Below are 16,387 nucleotides of genomic sequence, written 5' to 3'. Positions count from 1 at the left end.
TAATAGTTTGTCTGTATTAAAAAAGCAACTCTTGGAAGAGGGAATGCCTGATATGCTTGCTCTCTCTGGAGTAGAGTTTTGGGAGCAAAGTGCTCATCGAAAACCTTCTGTGCAGTATGCTGAGAATCAAATTTCACGGAGTGGAGTAGGGCATTTGGCGGATATTTCCATATTCATAGGGGTATCTCACTATCTTTTTCGGCATTCTTTTTTGAAACACTATCATCTTAGCTTTTATCCTAAAATTATGCATGAAGATGAAGAATACCTTCCTCGAGCTCTCTATTGGGCTTCTAAGGTCGTTTATTCTTCTCTACCAGTTTATTTCTACAGAAGGCGTCCTGGCTCGATAACGACTGTCTATAACCCTCAGCGGGGGAAAGACCTTTTTCTTGTAGCCGAGAGTCTTTATTCTTTTTATGAGCAAAATAGAGATCCCGGTTTATTGGCACGAGTCAATAGAGCTGTTTTGTCGGCTTTAGCTCTTTATAGAGAGAATAGAGATAAAAAAGGAGCACAAGAGTATTTTGAGAAAATGATTCAAAATAGTGTGCTACAGAGATTTCTAAAAGAAACCAATAATAAGCGAGTGCGTCTATTCTTTAGAGCAGCAAAGCGATTTTCATTTACTTTTACTTGGTATCTTTTCTTGTTAAAGGGGAAATTAACTACCGTAAGGCAATAGAGGTTGTCAGATTTTCCTACTGTTTTCCTCTTCTTTTTGTTATGCTCTGCAGAGAGTTTTTTGCTTCTATGTGTAGATGGAAAATGGAAGAGAATAGCATGGGGATAGTTGTAAATCGAAAGATTTATAGTAACTTTGCCAGGAATTTTGAATGTATAACAATTAAAAATCAGTTTGTATGAACAGTTACGAAACCGTTTTCATCCTTACTCCCGTTTTGTCTGATCTTCAGATGAAGGAAACGGTACAGAAGTTCGTTGACCTGCTTAAAGAACAAGGGGCAGATATTGTTAACGAGGAACACTGGGGCTTGAAGAAACTTGCTTACCCCATTGAAAAGAAAACTACAGGTTTTTATCAATTTGTAGAGTTTAATGCAGATCCTAAAGTGATTAAAACTTTGGAGGTAAACTATCGTCGTGATGAGCGAGTTTTGCGCTTTTTGACCATTCGTCAGGATAAGTTTGCTCGTGAATACGCAGAGAAACGTAGAAGTTTGAAGTCTAATAAGGGCGAATAAAAGAAGGAAATAGATTATGGCAACATATACTAAGAATAGAAGCGATATTCGCTATTTGACTCCAATGTCTGTAGACAATAAGAAGAAAAAATATTGTCGTTTCAAGAAGAGTGGTATTAAATATATCGACTATAAGGATCCTGAATTCCTTAAGAAGTTTCTTAACGAGCAGGGGCGTATTCTTCCTCGTCGCATTACAGGGACTTCTTTGAAGTTTCAGCGTCGTATAGCCTGTGCGGTTAAGCGTGCGCGCCATTTGGCTTTATTGCCTTTCGTAACCGATTTGATGAAATAAAAGAGAGGAGAGATAGACTATGCAAGTTATATTAAAAGAAGATGTAATCAACCTTGGTTTTAAGGATGATATTGTTACAGTTCGCGATGGTTATGGTCGCAACTATCTTATTCCTCGCGGTTTAGCTGTAGTGGCTTCGGATTCTGCAAAGAAAGTCTTGGCAGAAAACCTTCGTCAGCGTCAGCATAAACTTGCTGCTATAAAACAGGCAGCAGAAGAGCTCGCTGCTAAGATGGAAGGTGTAAAGCTCTCTCTCTTGGCTAAGACTTCTAAATTCGGGGTGATCTTTGGCTCTGTTACTTCTATTCAATTAGCAGAGGCTTTGCAGAAAGAGGGTTTTGATATTGACCGTAAGGTGATTTACCTCAAGAGTCCTGTTAAGGAAGTAGGTGAGTACACTTGCCAATTGCGCCTTCATAGAGAGGTACAGGTAACTATTCCTTTCGAAGTGCGCTCTGAAAACCACCAAGATGACCTTGAAGTGCGTAAGGTAGAAGAGGTAGCTCCTGAAGTGGTTGAAGCTCAGCCTGAAACTCCAGCAGAACCCGTTGCTGAATAATATTAGAAAAGATAAAAACTCCTTTTTTGTAAAGTAGGATTTTATTGATAAATTCGTAACCGCAACTCTTTCTCCATGATAGAGTGCGGTTATTTTTTATACATATCGTTGTAGGGTACTATTTAAGATTTTACTATGTCTACCTTTCTAACATGGCTTCAAGAGGTCTTTTTGGAGCCTTCTGCAACTCAGACTATCATTGTCATTTCTCTGGTCTGTTCTATAGGTTTGATGCTTTCTAAAATAGAGTTCGGGAAGATATCTTTAGGAATTACTTTTGTTTTCTTCGTTGGTATTTTAGCCGCCCATTTTGGTTTGCTGGTAGACGCTACTATGCTGACCTTTGCTCAAAACTTTGGATTGGTTCTTTTTATTTATGCTCTTGGTGTTCAGGTAGGACCTTCGTTTTTACCATCGTTGCGAAAGGGAGGTGTAAAAGATAACCTTCTTTCTCTTCTTTTGGTGGGTGTAACACTTTTACTATGTTGGGGTATTTTTCTTATTTCGGGGGTTTCTATGCCCGAGATAGTTGGAGTAATGTCGGGTGCTGTGACCAATACTCCCGTTTTAGCTGCCGCTCAGAGTACTTTGGCGGGAGTAGACCCATCAAGTACGGCAATGCAATCTAATATGGCTTTGGCTTGTGCTGTAGCCTATCCACTTGGAGTTGTCGGAATGATTTTAGCCATGGTGGTGCTTCGCTTCATTAAGGATAAGCAAAAGGGAGCTGTTGAAGATACGAGTATTCCTTCTCATGCGACTTTATAACGGAGTTTGAAGTGCGCAATCCAGCTGTTTTGGGTTATACGTTAGAATCTCTGGCCCGACAAGAGTCTTTTAGTTTTGTGGTAACACGTCTTTGGCGTAGCGGTATTGTTTGTGTCCCCTCGTCGCAAAGTCGCTTGCTTGAGGGAGATCGCATTTTGGTAGCTTCACATGAAGGGGATATAACGCACTTAGAGCGTTTGTTTGGAGTAAAGGTTTCAAAAGATTGGAATCGAGAAGATATTGACTGGGATGCCTTGGATAATAGGCTTGTTTCTAAAAGGATAATTATTACTCGTCAAGATGTTAATGGGGAGAAGTTAGGAGCTTTGCGATTGCGCAACCTGTATGGGGTGAATATCACTCGGGTGGATCGTTCCGGTATAGAACTCCTTCCTACTCCCTCTTTACGTTTGCAATTGGGAGATCGTTTGACTATTGTAGGGGAAGCCAATGCAATAGAGAATGTAAAGGAGCGTCTGGGTAATGAGATCAAACTCTTGGATGCACCCAATCTATTGAGTCTTTTTGTTGGATTACTTTTAGGCTGTGTTGTGGGTATGATTCCCATCTTTATCCCTGGTATTTCTATCCCTATCAAGCTGGGATTGGCAGGAGGTCCTATCGTGATAGGTATATTGATGGGGGCTTATGGACCTCGTTTCCATCTGTGTACTTATATAACCAATAGTGCAAGTTTGCTGTTGAGACAGTTGGGAGTTGTCATCTATTTAGCTTGCTTGGGACTTTCGAGTGGAGCTAACTTTTTCTCAATTATCTTTAACGGAGATGGATTACTCTGGATTCTTCTAGGCTTTTTAATAACCCTTTTGCCTGTTCTTGTTGTTGGGTGGATTGCTATGCGTTTTGTAAAGAGAAGTTATGGGGCGACTTGTGGTATGCTTTGTGGTAGTATGGCTAATCCGATGGCGCTTGACTTCTTGGAGGGCAAGGTGAAAGATGATACCCATAATGTGGTTTATGCTACGGTGTATCCATTGTCTATGTTTGCTCGTATTATTACTGCTCAAATCTTAATTCTTCTTTTTGTGGGATAAGAGGATGAACGTCAGAGTAATTGAGCTTTTGGATGTTTTTAGGTAGAGGGGTAGGGGGCAAGAAAGAAGCAAAGAGAAGTATAAAAAATATAGACTTCCTCTTGCAGGTTTCAAAAAAAGAAGTACCTTTGCATCGTTGTTCAAAAAACAGCACACTTTTTAGAGAATAAGTGTCTTGTCGCGTTTATTAAATGGGCCTATAGCTCAGCTGGTTTAGAGCACCTGCCTTACAAGCAGGGGGTCATAGGTTCGAATCCTATTGGGCCCACATAAGACATCGTTTAGGGGATAGAGTATTCTATTAGATACAACTCCTTTTGAGTTTGATGAGACTACTTTCTTTTAGGAGATAGTGGTCTTTTTTGTTTGTAGAGTCAATCCTCTTAGCGTATGGCTTGAAGATATTCTTATCGTCACTGATTAAGTTGAGTGTGATGGGAAGTTAGGAACACTAATTTTGAGTAACACAAAAGAAAAAGAAGATGAAAACATTTCAGTTAGAAGCTGCCTCTCGAGCAGATTTGGGAAAGAAGGCTACTAAGGCACTTCGCAAAGAGGGAATTATCCCAGCAGTAGTTTATGGTGGATCAGAGACTCGTCACATTGTTGTGACACAAGATGCTGTTCGTAACCTTATTTATACTCCAGAGATTTTTGATATTGACCTTACAGTGGCTGGTAAGCAGTCTAAAGCTGTGTTGAAAGATATTCAGTTCCATCCTGTAACAGACGAAATTTTGCATTTGGACTTCCTTGAAGTAACAAAGGAAAAGCCTATCGTAATGGAAGTGCCTGTTGTACTCGAAGGTCATGCCGCAGGGGTACGTGCAGGGGGTAAGTTGGTTCTCGAAATGAGAAAGTTGCGTGTTAAAGCTCCTTACGATCAAATTCCAGAGCGTCTTACTATTAATGTAGAAGAGCTTCAATTAGGGAAGACGATCCAAGTAGGTGCATTGCACTTCGAAGGTTTGCAGCTTATGAATGCTAAGAATGCAGTTGTTTGTGCTGTTAAACTTACTCGTGCTGCTCGTGGAGCTATGGCTAAGAAGTAATTTATTACAGTTTTGTTATAAAGCTCCTCATCGGTCTTTTGGGCGGGTGAGGAGTCTTTTTTTGTAGATTTGTTACAAAAGAAAGATTAGCAATGAGATTTTTAATCGTTGGGTTAGGAAATATCGGAGTGGAGTATTATGGTACTCGGCACAACATAGGCTTTCGAATGGTCAATGCTGTGGCAGAAGCAGTTGGTGCTACATTTGTTGAATCTCGCTATGGAGCTGTTGCTTCGGGACGGATGAAGAGTGCAGAATTGATATTGCTTAAACCCTCTACTTATATGAACTTGAGTGGAGAGGCAGTACGTTATTGGATGAAAAAGGAGAATATACCTTTGGAAAATATCCTTATCCTTGTAGATGATTTGGCTTTGGATTTTGGTACTATGCGTTTAAAGTCCAAGGGGAGCGATGCAGGGCATAATGGTCTCAAAAATATAGCTCTTCTCTTAAACACTGTGCAATATGCGCGTTTGAGGTTTGGATTAGGAGCCTCGTTTGCCAAGGGAAGACAAGTGGAGTTTGTGTTAGGTAAATTTACTCCTGAAGAGGAGAGTGCTATGCCCTTGCTTATGGAAGAGGCAGTGGCTATTGTCAGAGATTTCTGCCTTGTAGGTGTTGATAGGGCGATGAATTTACATAACAAGAAGGAGCGTTTATAAAAAGGAGGGAGTTATGTGAGATGGTTGCATAATGCTATATTCGAGAGTATTGTCTGCTTTCTACGTAATAGTTTTCATGAATTACTCAAGAGCTTTGAGTGTAGCAAGATGCGATTGTTTCAGAGTAATACACAGATGAGTTTATGGAAGTACGTATAGATAGTTTTTTGTGGGCAGTGCGTATTTTTAAGAGTCGTTCTATTGCCTCAGATGCTTGTAAGAAGGGACGAGTAACGCTTAATGGTCAGCTCGTAAAGCCTGCTCGTCTTGTTGCCGTTGGAGATTTGATAGGAGTTCGCAAAGCTCCCGTTACCTACACTTTTAAGGTGTTACAAGTGGCTAAAAATAGAATGGGAGCGAAGCTCGTTCCCGAATATGTCCTTAATGTTACTCCAAAGGAAGAATATGAAGTGTTGGAACTGAAGCGAGTGGCTGGTTTTATCGACCGAGCTAAAGGAGAAGGGCGTCCTACGAAGAAAGACCGTCGCTCTTTGGATGAATGGCAGGATATGCACGACTCTTTCTCTTTTTTAGATGATGATTTCTTTGAGTTGGAAGACGATGAGTAAGTGATTGGTTGGTGAACTTTATTCTTTCAAAAAAGGACAATAGATTTTTGTGCATTATTGAGGTAGGCTATTATTGATTGCCTACCTTTTTTTTGTTTTGTGATGCTTTGAACTTTGTTATAGACATTGCAGAGTAATGTAATAATAAGGCTAAATCAATAATGAGAGCAAGAAGAGCTACAGTCGACAATCACACAATGAGAGTCTATTGGTCAATATCTTCTACCTATGTACACTTCTTTCAACCCCATTCTAAGAATCTCCTGCTTTACGTTTTGATATACTGGGAAGGGGAGTGTATATAAAGTGAACTTTGAAAAATATCATCTCCTAAAACCCTTTGTGTAAACTCTCAAAACCTTCCGAGTAAATTGACAAAAGGGTTAATGGTTGGAGGGAAAAGGGTTATACCTTAGAAAATAAAACTCTTGTACCTCCTTTTAAGAGCATCTTAGAGAGCATAGTGTTGTTTCTTAATAGGTAGATGGTCGGTGCTTTTTTAGCGATAGAGTCTTTGCTTTACCATATTCTTTAGCTATAACTCATTATGTTCAGAGCTCCTTATCTACAATCGTATGACTAATTTATAAGCTCCATTACCTATAATAAGGTATTTTGTCTATCTTTGTGGAGCATATAGGTAGATAGTTTACTTTTCAGTAGCGAGTATAGTAGAGATTGAAGTTTTTTCTTATAATCTCAGTTTTGAATAGGAGAGTTTTTGGTGCTACTGAAAGCCCTTTTTATGGGGGTGTTTTTTCGTTAGTCGAAGAAAGATTTAAGATATAAATAAGTATAAACAAAAAGAATCGCTTATGTGGTTACGTAATTCGTCCGTAGGTCGAAAGGTGGTGATGAGTGTCACAGGACTCTCGTTGATTCTCTTTTTGACCTTTCATATGTCCATGAACTTGGCGGCAATTTTCAGCCAGAGGGTTATAATGCTATTTGTGCATTCCTTGGGGCTAATTGGTATGCTTTAGTTGCCTCTCTTGGGCTTGCATTTTTGACAGTAGTGCATATTATCTATGCTTTTTGGCTTACTGTACAAAATCGTAAGGCTCGAGGTTCTGACCGTTATGGGGTGGTGTCTCGCCCTAAGGGAGTGGCGTGGGCTTCTCAAAACATGCTTTTATTGGGAGTCATTGTTGTTTTGGGTATTGCTCTTCACCTTTTCCATTTTTGGGCAAAGATGCAGTTAGCTGAGCTAATGCACGTACATGATTTAGGTATAGAAGGGGTAAGTGGTCCTACAGATGGTGCAGGTCTTATAGCCTATACGTTCAAGAACCCAATTTATGTGATTCTTTATCTCGTTTGGTTCTTTGCTCTTTGGTTGCATATCAACCATGGTTTTTGGAGTGCTTTCCAAACTTTGGGTTGGAATAATCTTAAGTGGCAAAATCGTATTCGAACCATTTCGACTATATTCTCAACTATTATTATGTTGGGCTTTACCGTGGTAGTTGTTGTTTACTACTTGGCAAGCCTTGGACTTTTTCCTCATCTCAACGTATTAAATTAAAGTAAGCTATGTCTATATTAGATGCTAAGATACCTCAGGGACCATTGGCTGATAAATGGACCTCTTATAAGGATCATCAAAAATTAGTGAACCCTGCCAATAAACGTCGTTTAGATGTTGTGGTAGTAGGTACTGGACTCGCTGGAGCTTCTGCGGCAGCTTCTTTAGGAGAGATGGGCTTTAACGTCCTAAACTTCTGTATTCAAGATTCGCCTCGTCGTGCTCACTCTATTGCTGCACAGGGAGGTATTAATGCTGCTAAGAACTATCAAAATGATGGAGACTCTGTTTATCGTCTCTTTTACGATACAATAAAAGGAGGAGACTATCGTGCCCGTGAGGCTAACGTGTACCGTTTGGCTGAGGTGAGCAATGCCATTATTGACCAATGTGTGGCGCAGGGAGTGCCTTTTGCACGTGACTATGGTGGTCTTTTGGACAACCGTTCTTTCGGTGGAGCTCAAGTATCACGTACTTTCTATGCTCGTGGTCAAACGGGACAACAGTTGCTTTTGGGAGCCTACTCCGCACTTAGCCGTCAGGTGGGTAAGGGCAATGTGAAGCTCTATACGCGTCATGAAATGCTCGATGTAGTGTTGATTGATGGTCGTGCCAGAGGTATTATTGCTCGTGATTTGACCACGGGAGAAATTAAGCGTTTTGCCGCTCATGCCGTTGTTATTGCTACGGGAGGTTATGGAAATGCTTACTTCCTCTCTACTAATGCTATGGCTTCTAATGGCTCGGCTGCTTGGCAGTGCTATAAGAAGGGGGCTTATTTTGCCAACCCATGTATGGCACAGATTCACCCTACTTGTATTCCTAAGCATGGAGACTATCAATCCAAATTGACATTGATGAGCGAGTCGCTCCGTAACGATGGTCGCATTTGGGTGCCTAAGAAGATAGAAGATGCCAAAAAATTACAGGCTGGAACGCTCAAAGGACACCAGATACCAGAAGAGGACAGAGACTACTATTTGGAACGTCGCTATCCTGCTTTTGGAAACCTCGTACCTCGAGACGTAGCAAGCCGTGCTGCGAAAGAGCGTTGTGATGCTGGTTTCGGAGTAAATAATACGGGCTTGGCTGTTTTCTTGGACTTTGATGATGCTATTCGTCGTATGGGTAAGGATGTAGTGGAGCAAAAGTATGGTAACCTTTTCCAGATGTACGAGAAGATCACCAACGATAATCCCTACGAAACACCCATGATGATTTACCCTGCTATCCACTATACAATGGGTGGTTTGTGGGTAGACTACGAGTTGATGACAACCATTCCTGGCTTGTTTGCTATCGGAGAAGCTAACTTCTCTGATCATGGAGCGAACCGCTTGGGGGCATCGGCTTTGATGCAAGGTTTGGCAGATGGATATTTCATCTTGCCTTATACGCTTCAAAACTATTTAGCAGATCAGATTCGAGTGCCTCGTTTTAGTACCGATTTACCTGAGTTTGTAGAAGCTGAAAAGCAACTTCAAGACCGTATAGATCACCTGATGAAATGTAAGGGCAAGCGTTCGGTGGATAGTTTACATAAGGAGTTGGGGAATATCATGTGGGAATACGTAGGTATGGGACGTGATAAAGCCAATTTGGAAAAAGGCATAGAGCTCTTGGCAGAACTTAAGAAAACGTTCTGGAAAGAAGTTTTTATCCCGGGAGAGCCTGGAGAACTTAACTTAGAATTAGAGAAAGCATTGCGTTTGGCAGACTTTATCGAAATAGGGGAGCTTATGGCGCACGATGCTTTGGATCGTGAGGAGAGTTGTGGTGGACACTTCCGTTTGGAACATCAAACCGAAGAGGGAGAAGCTCTTCGTCATGACGACCAGTTTGCCTATGTTTCTTGCTGGGAGTATCAAGGAGAAGATAAGGCTCCTGTTATGTACAAAGAGCCTCTTGAGTATGAATTTACTGAGCGTGCAACACGTAATTACAAGAACTAATATCGTTTCAAAGGAATTATCATGGATAAGAATATAAATATAACTGTACGTGTATGGCGACAGAAGGGTCCTAAAGAGAAAGGACGCTTTGAAACTTATTCTCTCAAAGAGGTATCGCAGAGTGCTTCTTTTCTCGAAATGATGGATATCCTTAATGAGCAGTTAATTGCGGAGGGTAAAGATCCTATTGCTTATGACCATGACTGTCGTGAGGGTATTTGTGGTATGTGTTCTCTCTATATCAATGGGCATCCTCATGGACCAGATGATAGTATTACGACCTGCCAGTTGCATATGCGTCGCTTTGATGATGGAGATACTATCACGGTTGAGCCTTGGCGTTCGGCGGGTTTCCCTATCATTCGCGACTGATGGTAGATCGTTCTGCGTACGACAAGATTATTCAAGCTGGAGGCTATGTGTCGGTAAATACAGGAGGTGTTATTGATGCCAATGCTATTCCTATTCCCAAACACAAAGCAGACGAGGCAATGGATGCTGCAGCTTGTATTGGCTGTGGAGCTTGTGCCGCAGCTTGTAAAAATGGCTCGGCAATGCTTTTCCTTAGTGCCAAAGTGAGCCAATTGACACTTCTTCCACAAGGTAAGCCCGAAGCTGCAAGACGTGCAAAAGCTATGTTGGCTAAGATGGACGAATTGGGTTTTGGTAACTGTACCAATACGAGAGCTTGTGAGATGGAATGTCCCAAAAACGTTTCTATCACACATATAGCTCGTTTGAATAGAGAGTTTATCAAAGCAAAGTGTAAAGACTAATATCGGCACACTGCGTGTCTTGTTGATAGCTACTCTGCTTACAGAGAGCTATCGTTGAGTGGTACTGAATAAAAAAAGAGGATGCAATGACTTATTCTTCATTGTATCCTCTTTTTGTCTTCTTACATTTTGGTTAGTAAGAACTTTTTGAAGACTAAAGTGATGTTCAAAGCTCTTTTTGAGAGAAAAAAGAATGCTTTAAAAATCTACTATTCCTCTCTATTTGTTTTGGATAGTTACAGAGTCCCCTTTTACTAAGATAATTTGAAAGGGGATGTTTATCAAGGAAAAAAGATTGTTCTGAAATGCCCGAAGTTAGTTGTGAAGCATTAAAATTGAAAATAGATAAAGGGTTGTATTTCTGCAGAACGCATCTGGATAACTACAACTATAAGCAGTAAAATAATGCTGCCTGCCAAATAAAGTGAGTGCGAGTAAAGAAAATTTGAAACCTACGTTCCATTCGATGAGAGGTAAAGTGTAGTACGTAGCCCAATAGCATAAGGCTAAACACCATCTTATATCCAATAATAAATTGGAAAAATACCTCAGGATGGAAGTTGGCATAAATTTGATGGATTACTTCTGTGGCTGTTTGCATGGACTCTGCTCTAAAGAAAATCCAAGAAAAGCAGACTAAATGAAATGTGAGCAGGCGCCCTATCCAACGTCTCCATGTGGGTAGTTGGTCGGCTCCTTGAGCTGAACTGGGCACCCATATACACCATAGTTTATGCAGAGCTAAGGCGACTCCATGAAGTCCTCCCCACAGAATAAAGCGTAGTGCAGCCCCATGCCATAACCCTCCTAAAAGCATTGTTAGCATAAGGTTGATATAGGTGCGAATTTTACCTTTGCGATTGCCTCCCAGAGGTATATAAAGATAGTCTCGAAGCCAAGTAGATAGGGAAATATGCCATCTGCGCCAAAACTCCGTGATGCTAGCTGATTGATAGGGAGAGTTGAAGTTAATATTGAATCGGAAACCTAACAGCAGAGCTATTCCTATTGCCATATCGGAATAACCTGAAAAGTCACAATAAATCTGCAAAGCGTATCCATATACGCCTAATAAATTTTCTAACCCAGTGTAGAGGGTAGGGGCATCGAATATACGATCGACAAAGTTGAGACTGATATAATCCGAAATAATAGTTTTCTTGAAGAGTCCGCTGATAATAAGAGCTAAAGCCTCTCCATATTCCCATCGAGAGAGGGTCGGTTTGCGATTGATTTGGGGAATGAAATCTTTGGCGCGAACAATAGGCCCTGCAACTAATTGGGGGAAAAATGATACATAAAAAACGTAGTCAATCCACCTCCTAAGCGGTTTAATTTCTCCACGATACAAATCTATTACGTAGCTCATAGTTTGGAACGTATAGAAGGAAATCCCCGCAGGTAGGATAATATTCCAATTATTCCACTCTCCTACTACCCAATTAGGGTTCTCTACAGCAACACCCAAAGCATTGAGCGCCTCGAAGAGTAAAGAGCCTATAAAGTTGAAGTATTTGAAGTAGGCGAGTACAGAAAGATTGATAAACATACTCAAAGCCACGTAACGTTTGCGCTTCTTTTGAGTAGGTACCTTACTCATCAATAACCCGATCAAAAAATCGCTCGTAGCAGCAAAAAGTAAGAGCAGTACATACAGCCCGCTACTCTTATAGTAGAAAAAGAGAGAAAAGAGAGCTACATAGACCACTCTCAATGATTTGTGTTGTCTAAGAGCTCCATATAAAGGAAGAAAAAGAAGAAAGGCGAAGAAGAATAATCCACTTGAGAAAATCATAGGAGCGGTAGGGTCATACTCCAATAATTGAGGAAGTTTACTCCAGTCGAGACTATTGAGAAAGTTGTTAATGTACTCCATAAGTTAGGCTTTTCCTCCCTTTTTGCTTATTGTTCAATGGGTGCAGACGTTGGCTCTTCTATCATTTCGATAAGGGCAGTAGCGATAGTTTCTCCATGTTTGAGGTATCCATCTATTGTATAATGCGTCCTGTCTTTATACATCCATCCGTTTTTGAGCCATAACTTAGCCTCCTGTTCAGAGCCTATCGAACTGTATAAATCTATATAAGCATAACCATAGAGAAGAGCTATACTACTCATTACATCAGCTACTCTAACGGTATTCTTGTTATAGCTGTAGCTAGTAATGGTTTTATATCTTCTATGTCGTTTTTTACGTTTAACAACTCCAACGCGCTTAGAGGTTCGCAAGAAATTGGGAGGAGGAGAAGTTAGAATTACAGGCAGTTCAGGTATCCGTTCTGAAAGTAGGGAGAGAAAAGAGGTAATATTAGCCCTTAGTTCTTCGGGAGAGAATTTGAAAGTATATGAATCGTTAGTCCCCAATGAAATGATTAACAAATCGGGCTCCGCTTGTGAGATGCGTTCTATTTCAGTCTCTGTACAGTAGGTAAGAAACGTGGCTCCGTTGATACCTCTATGTTCTACTAAAACACTATCTCCATAGCATTTTTTGAATTGAGTTTTTATAGGTTTGGTGGTAAATCCATTGGTAATGTGACTATCTCCTATGTGTAGTATACGTATTGATTTTTGATTGGTTCGGCTCGATTTAATAGATTGCCAAAGTGTTTGATAGATAGCATTTGGGGGTTGATACCATATTTTAGGATTTTCGTCTCCTGTGGCTTTGACCCTAAAAGATAGTATGACGAGAAGTAAAACGAATAGGCTAATTTTTAATCGCATCATAGTATTTTTCCTCAAGGGTTAAGGCTTCGATAAATTTCTCTGCCAGTTTGCGCCCTCCTTTATGGCTAAGATGAGTGTAATCTTTTGCTGCTTCACCTCGTTGCGCCATCTCAGTTATACCACCTAAAGACTTCATTGCATTGAGAAGACTCCAAAAGGGAATTCCCATTTCTTGAGCAATGAGCTGTTGCTGTTGATGCAATTTGAGTATTTCGGGCATGGTAGAGAATTGTCCGGCTATTCTTTTGGCTCGGTCAGAAACACCTAATAGCATAACATCGGCATTGGGATAAAGTGTACGCAATCGTGTAATTACTTTTTTCATCTGTTTACCATAGAAAGAGTAATCTTTTTGATTGGTATTTGCTACATTAAGCCCGTATTGTAAGATGATAAGGTCATAAGGACGATGAGTGTTGAACGCTCGGTTAAGCTCTTCGTCTACCGAACCTAATAGTAGCCCTGAATTGCCTCGTAGAGACATGTTGTCTACCGATACACCTTGTTTTCCCTCCAGAGAGATACCGTAACAAGCAAAGGTCTCTTCTCTTTCAAAATCTATACGAATAGAACTTATTTCTTGGTTAGAGGAAATAGTGTAGCTATTAAGTTGATTTGCTGAGGGAGGTAAAACAAGGGTCTCAATACTATCGGATAGGGTTATTTTAATGGGAACCTCTTCGGAAGAATGGTAGTATAGCGTAACTTGGTTAAAGGGCTTTTCTTTCTTCGGAAGAGTGTATTTACTCCATGTCTTGCCCGATTTGGGTAGGAAGATGTGTCCAGTGATGAGGTGTTTTTCCTTCTTTGCAGTGTGTAGCATTGATTGGTCCTGCCATGAGTTGAATTCATGGCGAATAGATTGTCTAAAACCAGCTGTTTCACTGCTCATTGGCAACCATCCTACACCTCGACCTCCCCAGCGTTGCTGAAGAGCGGAACGAATTGCATCAGTTAATATATCTCCTTCCACAAAAGAGTCTCCCAAAACAGCGATATGTACAGGTCGTTCCATTTGTTCTATTCTGGCGAGCTGGCTAAAGAAATGTTTTAACCCTATGCGTCCCTTGCTGTAATCTGTAATGGTCATGGGCATAGTGGTGGAGTCGAGAGAGGCAGTCAAAGAGTTGTACACTTTGTGTCGCTCGGCTTGAATCTGTAGCTCTTGTGTTTGAGGAGAGACGGAGTCTTGCCCGTTCTCCTTTTGTTTTTTGAGAGAAAGTTTTTGTTCAGATTGTTCGTCTTCCTCAAAGGGCTGTACCTCTTCGATGCGTAAGTCTCCGAGCATATCAATAGGTTTGGGAGACCATCCTAATACTTCTTGGGGTACGAAGTAAAGTGCTATAAGGGCGAGCATTACCACCAAAAGCAAGCTCCAAGCTCTAAAAAAGTAATCTTTCTTTTTCTTCATTCCCTTTCATTTAGGAGAGGTTGGTTTTCTTGGGAGTATAAGCTCAAGTATCAAGTATCAGGCACAAAATTAGTCTATTGCTTTGAAGAATATTTGAGCAGGAGATTTAAACCCCAGTTTCTTCTCTCTTCCCTATCTCTCTCTTCCCTATAATTAAATAGTGTGCCAAAGATAGCAGAATTTGTACGATGCAAGATGATAGAAAGATAGTTTTTGTGTTGTGCAGATTCCAGTCTCAAGTGCAACGTTGTTGCAAATATATATCAAGGGCTTTTATAGGGGATTGAAAGTTCAGCTTTTTTCTGGGTCTGTTGTTTAGCAGGTTCTTTATAGTTTTGATTTGTAGTTTCGATATTTTGGAGAACGGGGTTCCTTTTGGTATATATTGTCTTATTAGTTTGTTTAGATGTTCTATGTGAGGTTTGTCCGTTGAACAATAAGGCTTTGCAAAGAAACGGAAAGCTGGAGTTAGTTCTTTTAGCGCAATGTCGCTGACACGATAGCGGGTCTTGATGAGCTCCTCCAAATGCTTATAGACCGTACAATACTTACTATAGGTAGATGGGCTTCGTAAGCCTGCATCAACCTGTTTGACGAAGTCTTCATTGTGCTGGGCGAAGACTTTCAGCAGGGTTTCGTGTCGCATTTCCAAACCTAAAAAGGCGTTCTTCACTTTCTCTGCAGTGACATAGTTGTCTCTCTCGGCAATTTCCTAGTATTTGGCATTGATGCCGACACGTATCTTGTCCAAGAAGCGGTTTGTCTCCAATGTCACGGTACTTTTTCCCAATGTACGATTACTTTTGATATCCCATAAATCGGGGTGAATATCACATTTGCAACTGAACTGGGCTATCGTACCGTCAATGGTGATACGACACATAATGGGGACAGAACCGTTCTTCTTGGGAGCATTCTTTTTGAGGTAGAATAAAACCTTAAATGTGCTACGCATAACTCTGACTTTTATGGTTTACAAAACTATTTATTGTCAGGTTATTCATTGCTATGCAAAGTATTGTCTTTCAATGGTAAAGAAACCACAGACAATTAAAAGGCTTCTTTTCTACCATCAAAATATCTTTGTCAAAGATAATCCCCCAAATGCAAGTCGGATTTTGCCCTATTCGTTACCGCTTTTCCAAAATCTCATATTCAAATGAGGTGGTAATGTTTTGGTAACGCTACTCTGTCCGGAGGTGGCATAAACCTGTCCTTTCGAGGTTTTCCACCAAATGGCTTAAAATCCAAAACTTACTGTATCACAATTCATTTGCTCCATTCTGCCATTTTTATCCCTTTAGGGGAAGATTTTTTCTGAAAAAGGACTTGGATAAGAGCCTTAAAAACTTGTCTTAAAAGGTAGAGAGACTTACAAACATCCCCTCTAACTACGAAACTGTAAGGAAAATATAGAACCAAACAAAGAGGAGGGTGTACAAGGAAACATGGAGTTGTAAAAAACAACCGCCCAGACCCTCTAAAAGAAAGTTGGGCGGAAGAGTGGGATGCCGAGCACCTCCCGACTCATCAATATGCTACTGCAACTATACAACTAAATATCTAATAAACAATCGGATGAGCGATTTAATCGATGTGAAGAAACTGGAGCGGATATTGTTGAATGATCTGCTCGTTATCCTGCAACAGGAGAGATACCAAAGATGCCTTCTGGAAAGCCCTTGCCCTCACCGAGAAGAGCAATTTTACTATTCGTATCCCCGAAGCGACAGTTTATAGGGGTAACATCACAAACACAACAAAGATGGGAAAAGGCTTTTGAGGAGAGATGCAAGGCACTCAACCTAATCAAAATCATAAAGAA

General features: G+C 40.7%; 11 protein-coding genes, 1 tRNA gene and 5 pseudogenes. 12 read left to right on the top strand and 5 right to left on the bottom strand.

The features are described from left to right. The first annotated feature begins 7 nt into the window (after positions 1-7). The 12 genes and pseudogenes from JCM15907_RS12745 (at position 8) to JCM15907_RS11680 (ending at position 10,421) form a co-directional block, all read left to right on the top strand. Positions 8-685 (top strand): hypothetical protein, encoded by a 678-nt coding sequence (locus JCM15907_RS12745; protein ID WP_199897239.1) that lies wholly within the window; start codon positions 8-10, stop codon positions 683-685. Between the two features lie 178 nt (positions 686-863). After that, the gene (gene rpsF / locus JCM15907_RS08965; protein ID WP_025843531.1) at positions 864-1,205 is read left to right on the top strand and encodes a 30S ribosomal protein S6; all 342 of its coding nucleotides are present in this window, start codon (positions 864-866) and stop codon (positions 1,203-1,205) included. Positions 1,206-1,221: 16 nt separating this feature from the next. After that, entirely contained in the window at positions 1,222-1,500 is a 279-nt protein-coding gene (gene rpsR, locus JCM15907_RS08960) for a 30S ribosomal protein S18 (RefSeq protein WP_025843530.1), read from the top strand. 19 nt (positions 1,501-1,519) lie between these two features. Further along, the gene (gene rplI, locus JCM15907_RS08955) at positions 1,520-2,059 is read left to right on the top strand and encodes a 50S ribosomal protein L9 (protein WP_025843529.1); all 540 of its coding nucleotides are present in this window, start codon (positions 1,520-1,522) and stop codon (positions 2,057-2,059) included. Between the two features lie 135 nt (positions 2,060-2,194). Further along, positions 2,195-3,882: pseudogene (locus JCM15907_RS11690) on the top strand (putative transporter). 193 nt (positions 3,883-4,075) lie between these two features. Continuing rightward, positions 4,076-4,150, top strand: a tRNA-Val gene (locus JCM15907_RS08940). 214 nt (positions 4,151-4,364) lie between these two features. After that, positions 4,365-4,934, top strand: a complete 570-nt coding sequence (locus JCM15907_RS08935; protein ID WP_025843528.1) for a 50S ribosomal protein L25/general stress protein Ctc — start codon at positions 4,365-4,367, stop codon at positions 4,932-4,934. A 92-nt stretch (positions 4,935-5,026) separates the two neighbouring features. Then, positions 5,027-5,599: an aminoacyl-tRNA hydrolase gene (gene pth, locus JCM15907_RS08930; protein ID WP_025843527.1), complete on the top strand. Its 573-nt coding sequence runs from the start codon at positions 5,027-5,029 to the stop codon at positions 5,597-5,599. Positions 5,600-5,742: 143 nt separating this feature from the next. Beyond that, positions 5,743-6,168: an RNA-binding S4 domain-containing protein gene (locus JCM15907_RS08925; RefSeq protein ID WP_025843526.1), complete on the top strand. Its 426-nt coding sequence runs from the start codon at positions 5,743-5,745 to the stop codon at positions 6,166-6,168. Positions 6,169-6,983: 815 nt separating this feature from the next. Beyond that, a pseudogene (locus JCM15907_RS11685) lies at positions 6,984-7,693 on the top strand (succinate dehydrogenase/fumarate reductase cytochrome b subunit). Between the two features lie 8 nt (positions 7,694-7,701). Beyond that, positions 7,702-9,645 carry a fumarate reductase/succinate dehydrogenase flavoprotein subunit gene (locus tag JCM15907_RS08915; protein ID WP_025843525.1) on the top strand — a complete coding sequence of 648 codons (1,944 nt, stop codon included), beginning with the start codon at positions 7,702-7,704 and terminating at the stop codon, positions 9,643-9,645. 21 nt (positions 9,646-9,666) lie between these two features. Continuing rightward, positions 9,667-10,421 (top strand): annotated as a pseudogene (locus JCM15907_RS11680) (succinate dehydrogenase/fumarate reductase iron-sulfur subunit). A gap of 329 nt (positions 10,422-10,750) precedes the next feature. Here JCM15907_RS11680 and JCM15907_RS11675 read toward each other — a convergent pair. From JCM15907_RS11675 to JCM15907_RS11660, 5 genes and pseudogenes are all read right to left on the bottom strand, one after another. Next, positions 10,751-12,297: pseudogene (locus JCM15907_RS11675) on the bottom strand (MBOAT family O-acyltransferase). A gap of 26 nt (positions 12,298-12,323) precedes the next feature. Further along, positions 12,324-13,151 (bottom strand): GDSL-type esterase/lipase family protein, encoded by an 828-nt coding sequence (locus JCM15907_RS11670; RefSeq protein ID WP_025843524.1) that lies wholly within the window; start codon positions 13,149-13,151, stop codon positions 12,324-12,326. Continuing rightward, the gene (locus JCM15907_RS08890; RefSeq protein WP_025843523.1) at positions 13,132-14,562 is read right to left on the bottom strand and encodes an SGNH/GDSL hydrolase family protein; all 1,431 of its coding nucleotides are present in this window, start codon (positions 14,560-14,562) and stop codon (positions 13,132-13,134) included. Before JCM15907_RS08890 ends, JCM15907_RS11670 begins: the two co-directional genes overlap by 20 nt. A 421-nt stretch (positions 14,563-14,983) precedes the next feature. Next, positions 14,984-15,517 (bottom strand): annotated as a pseudogene (locus JCM15907_RS12905) (Arm DNA-binding domain-containing protein); the annotation flags it as partial. A gap of 681 nt (positions 15,518-16,198) precedes the next feature. Next, the coding region (locus JCM15907_RS11660; protein ID WP_036885662.1) for a hypothetical protein at positions 16,199-16,387 on the bottom strand (189 nt) is incomplete at its 5' end.

The organism is Porphyromonas gingivicanis JCM 15907 (assembly GCF_000614585.1).
In the GTDB taxonomy this organism is placed as follows: Bacteria; Bacteroidota; Bacteroidia; order Bacteroidales; family Porphyromonadaceae; genus Porphyromonas; species Porphyromonas gingivicanis.
The sequence above is the reverse complement of the archived record's forward strand: the minus strand, read 5'-3'. Positions and strand labels throughout refer to the sequence as shown.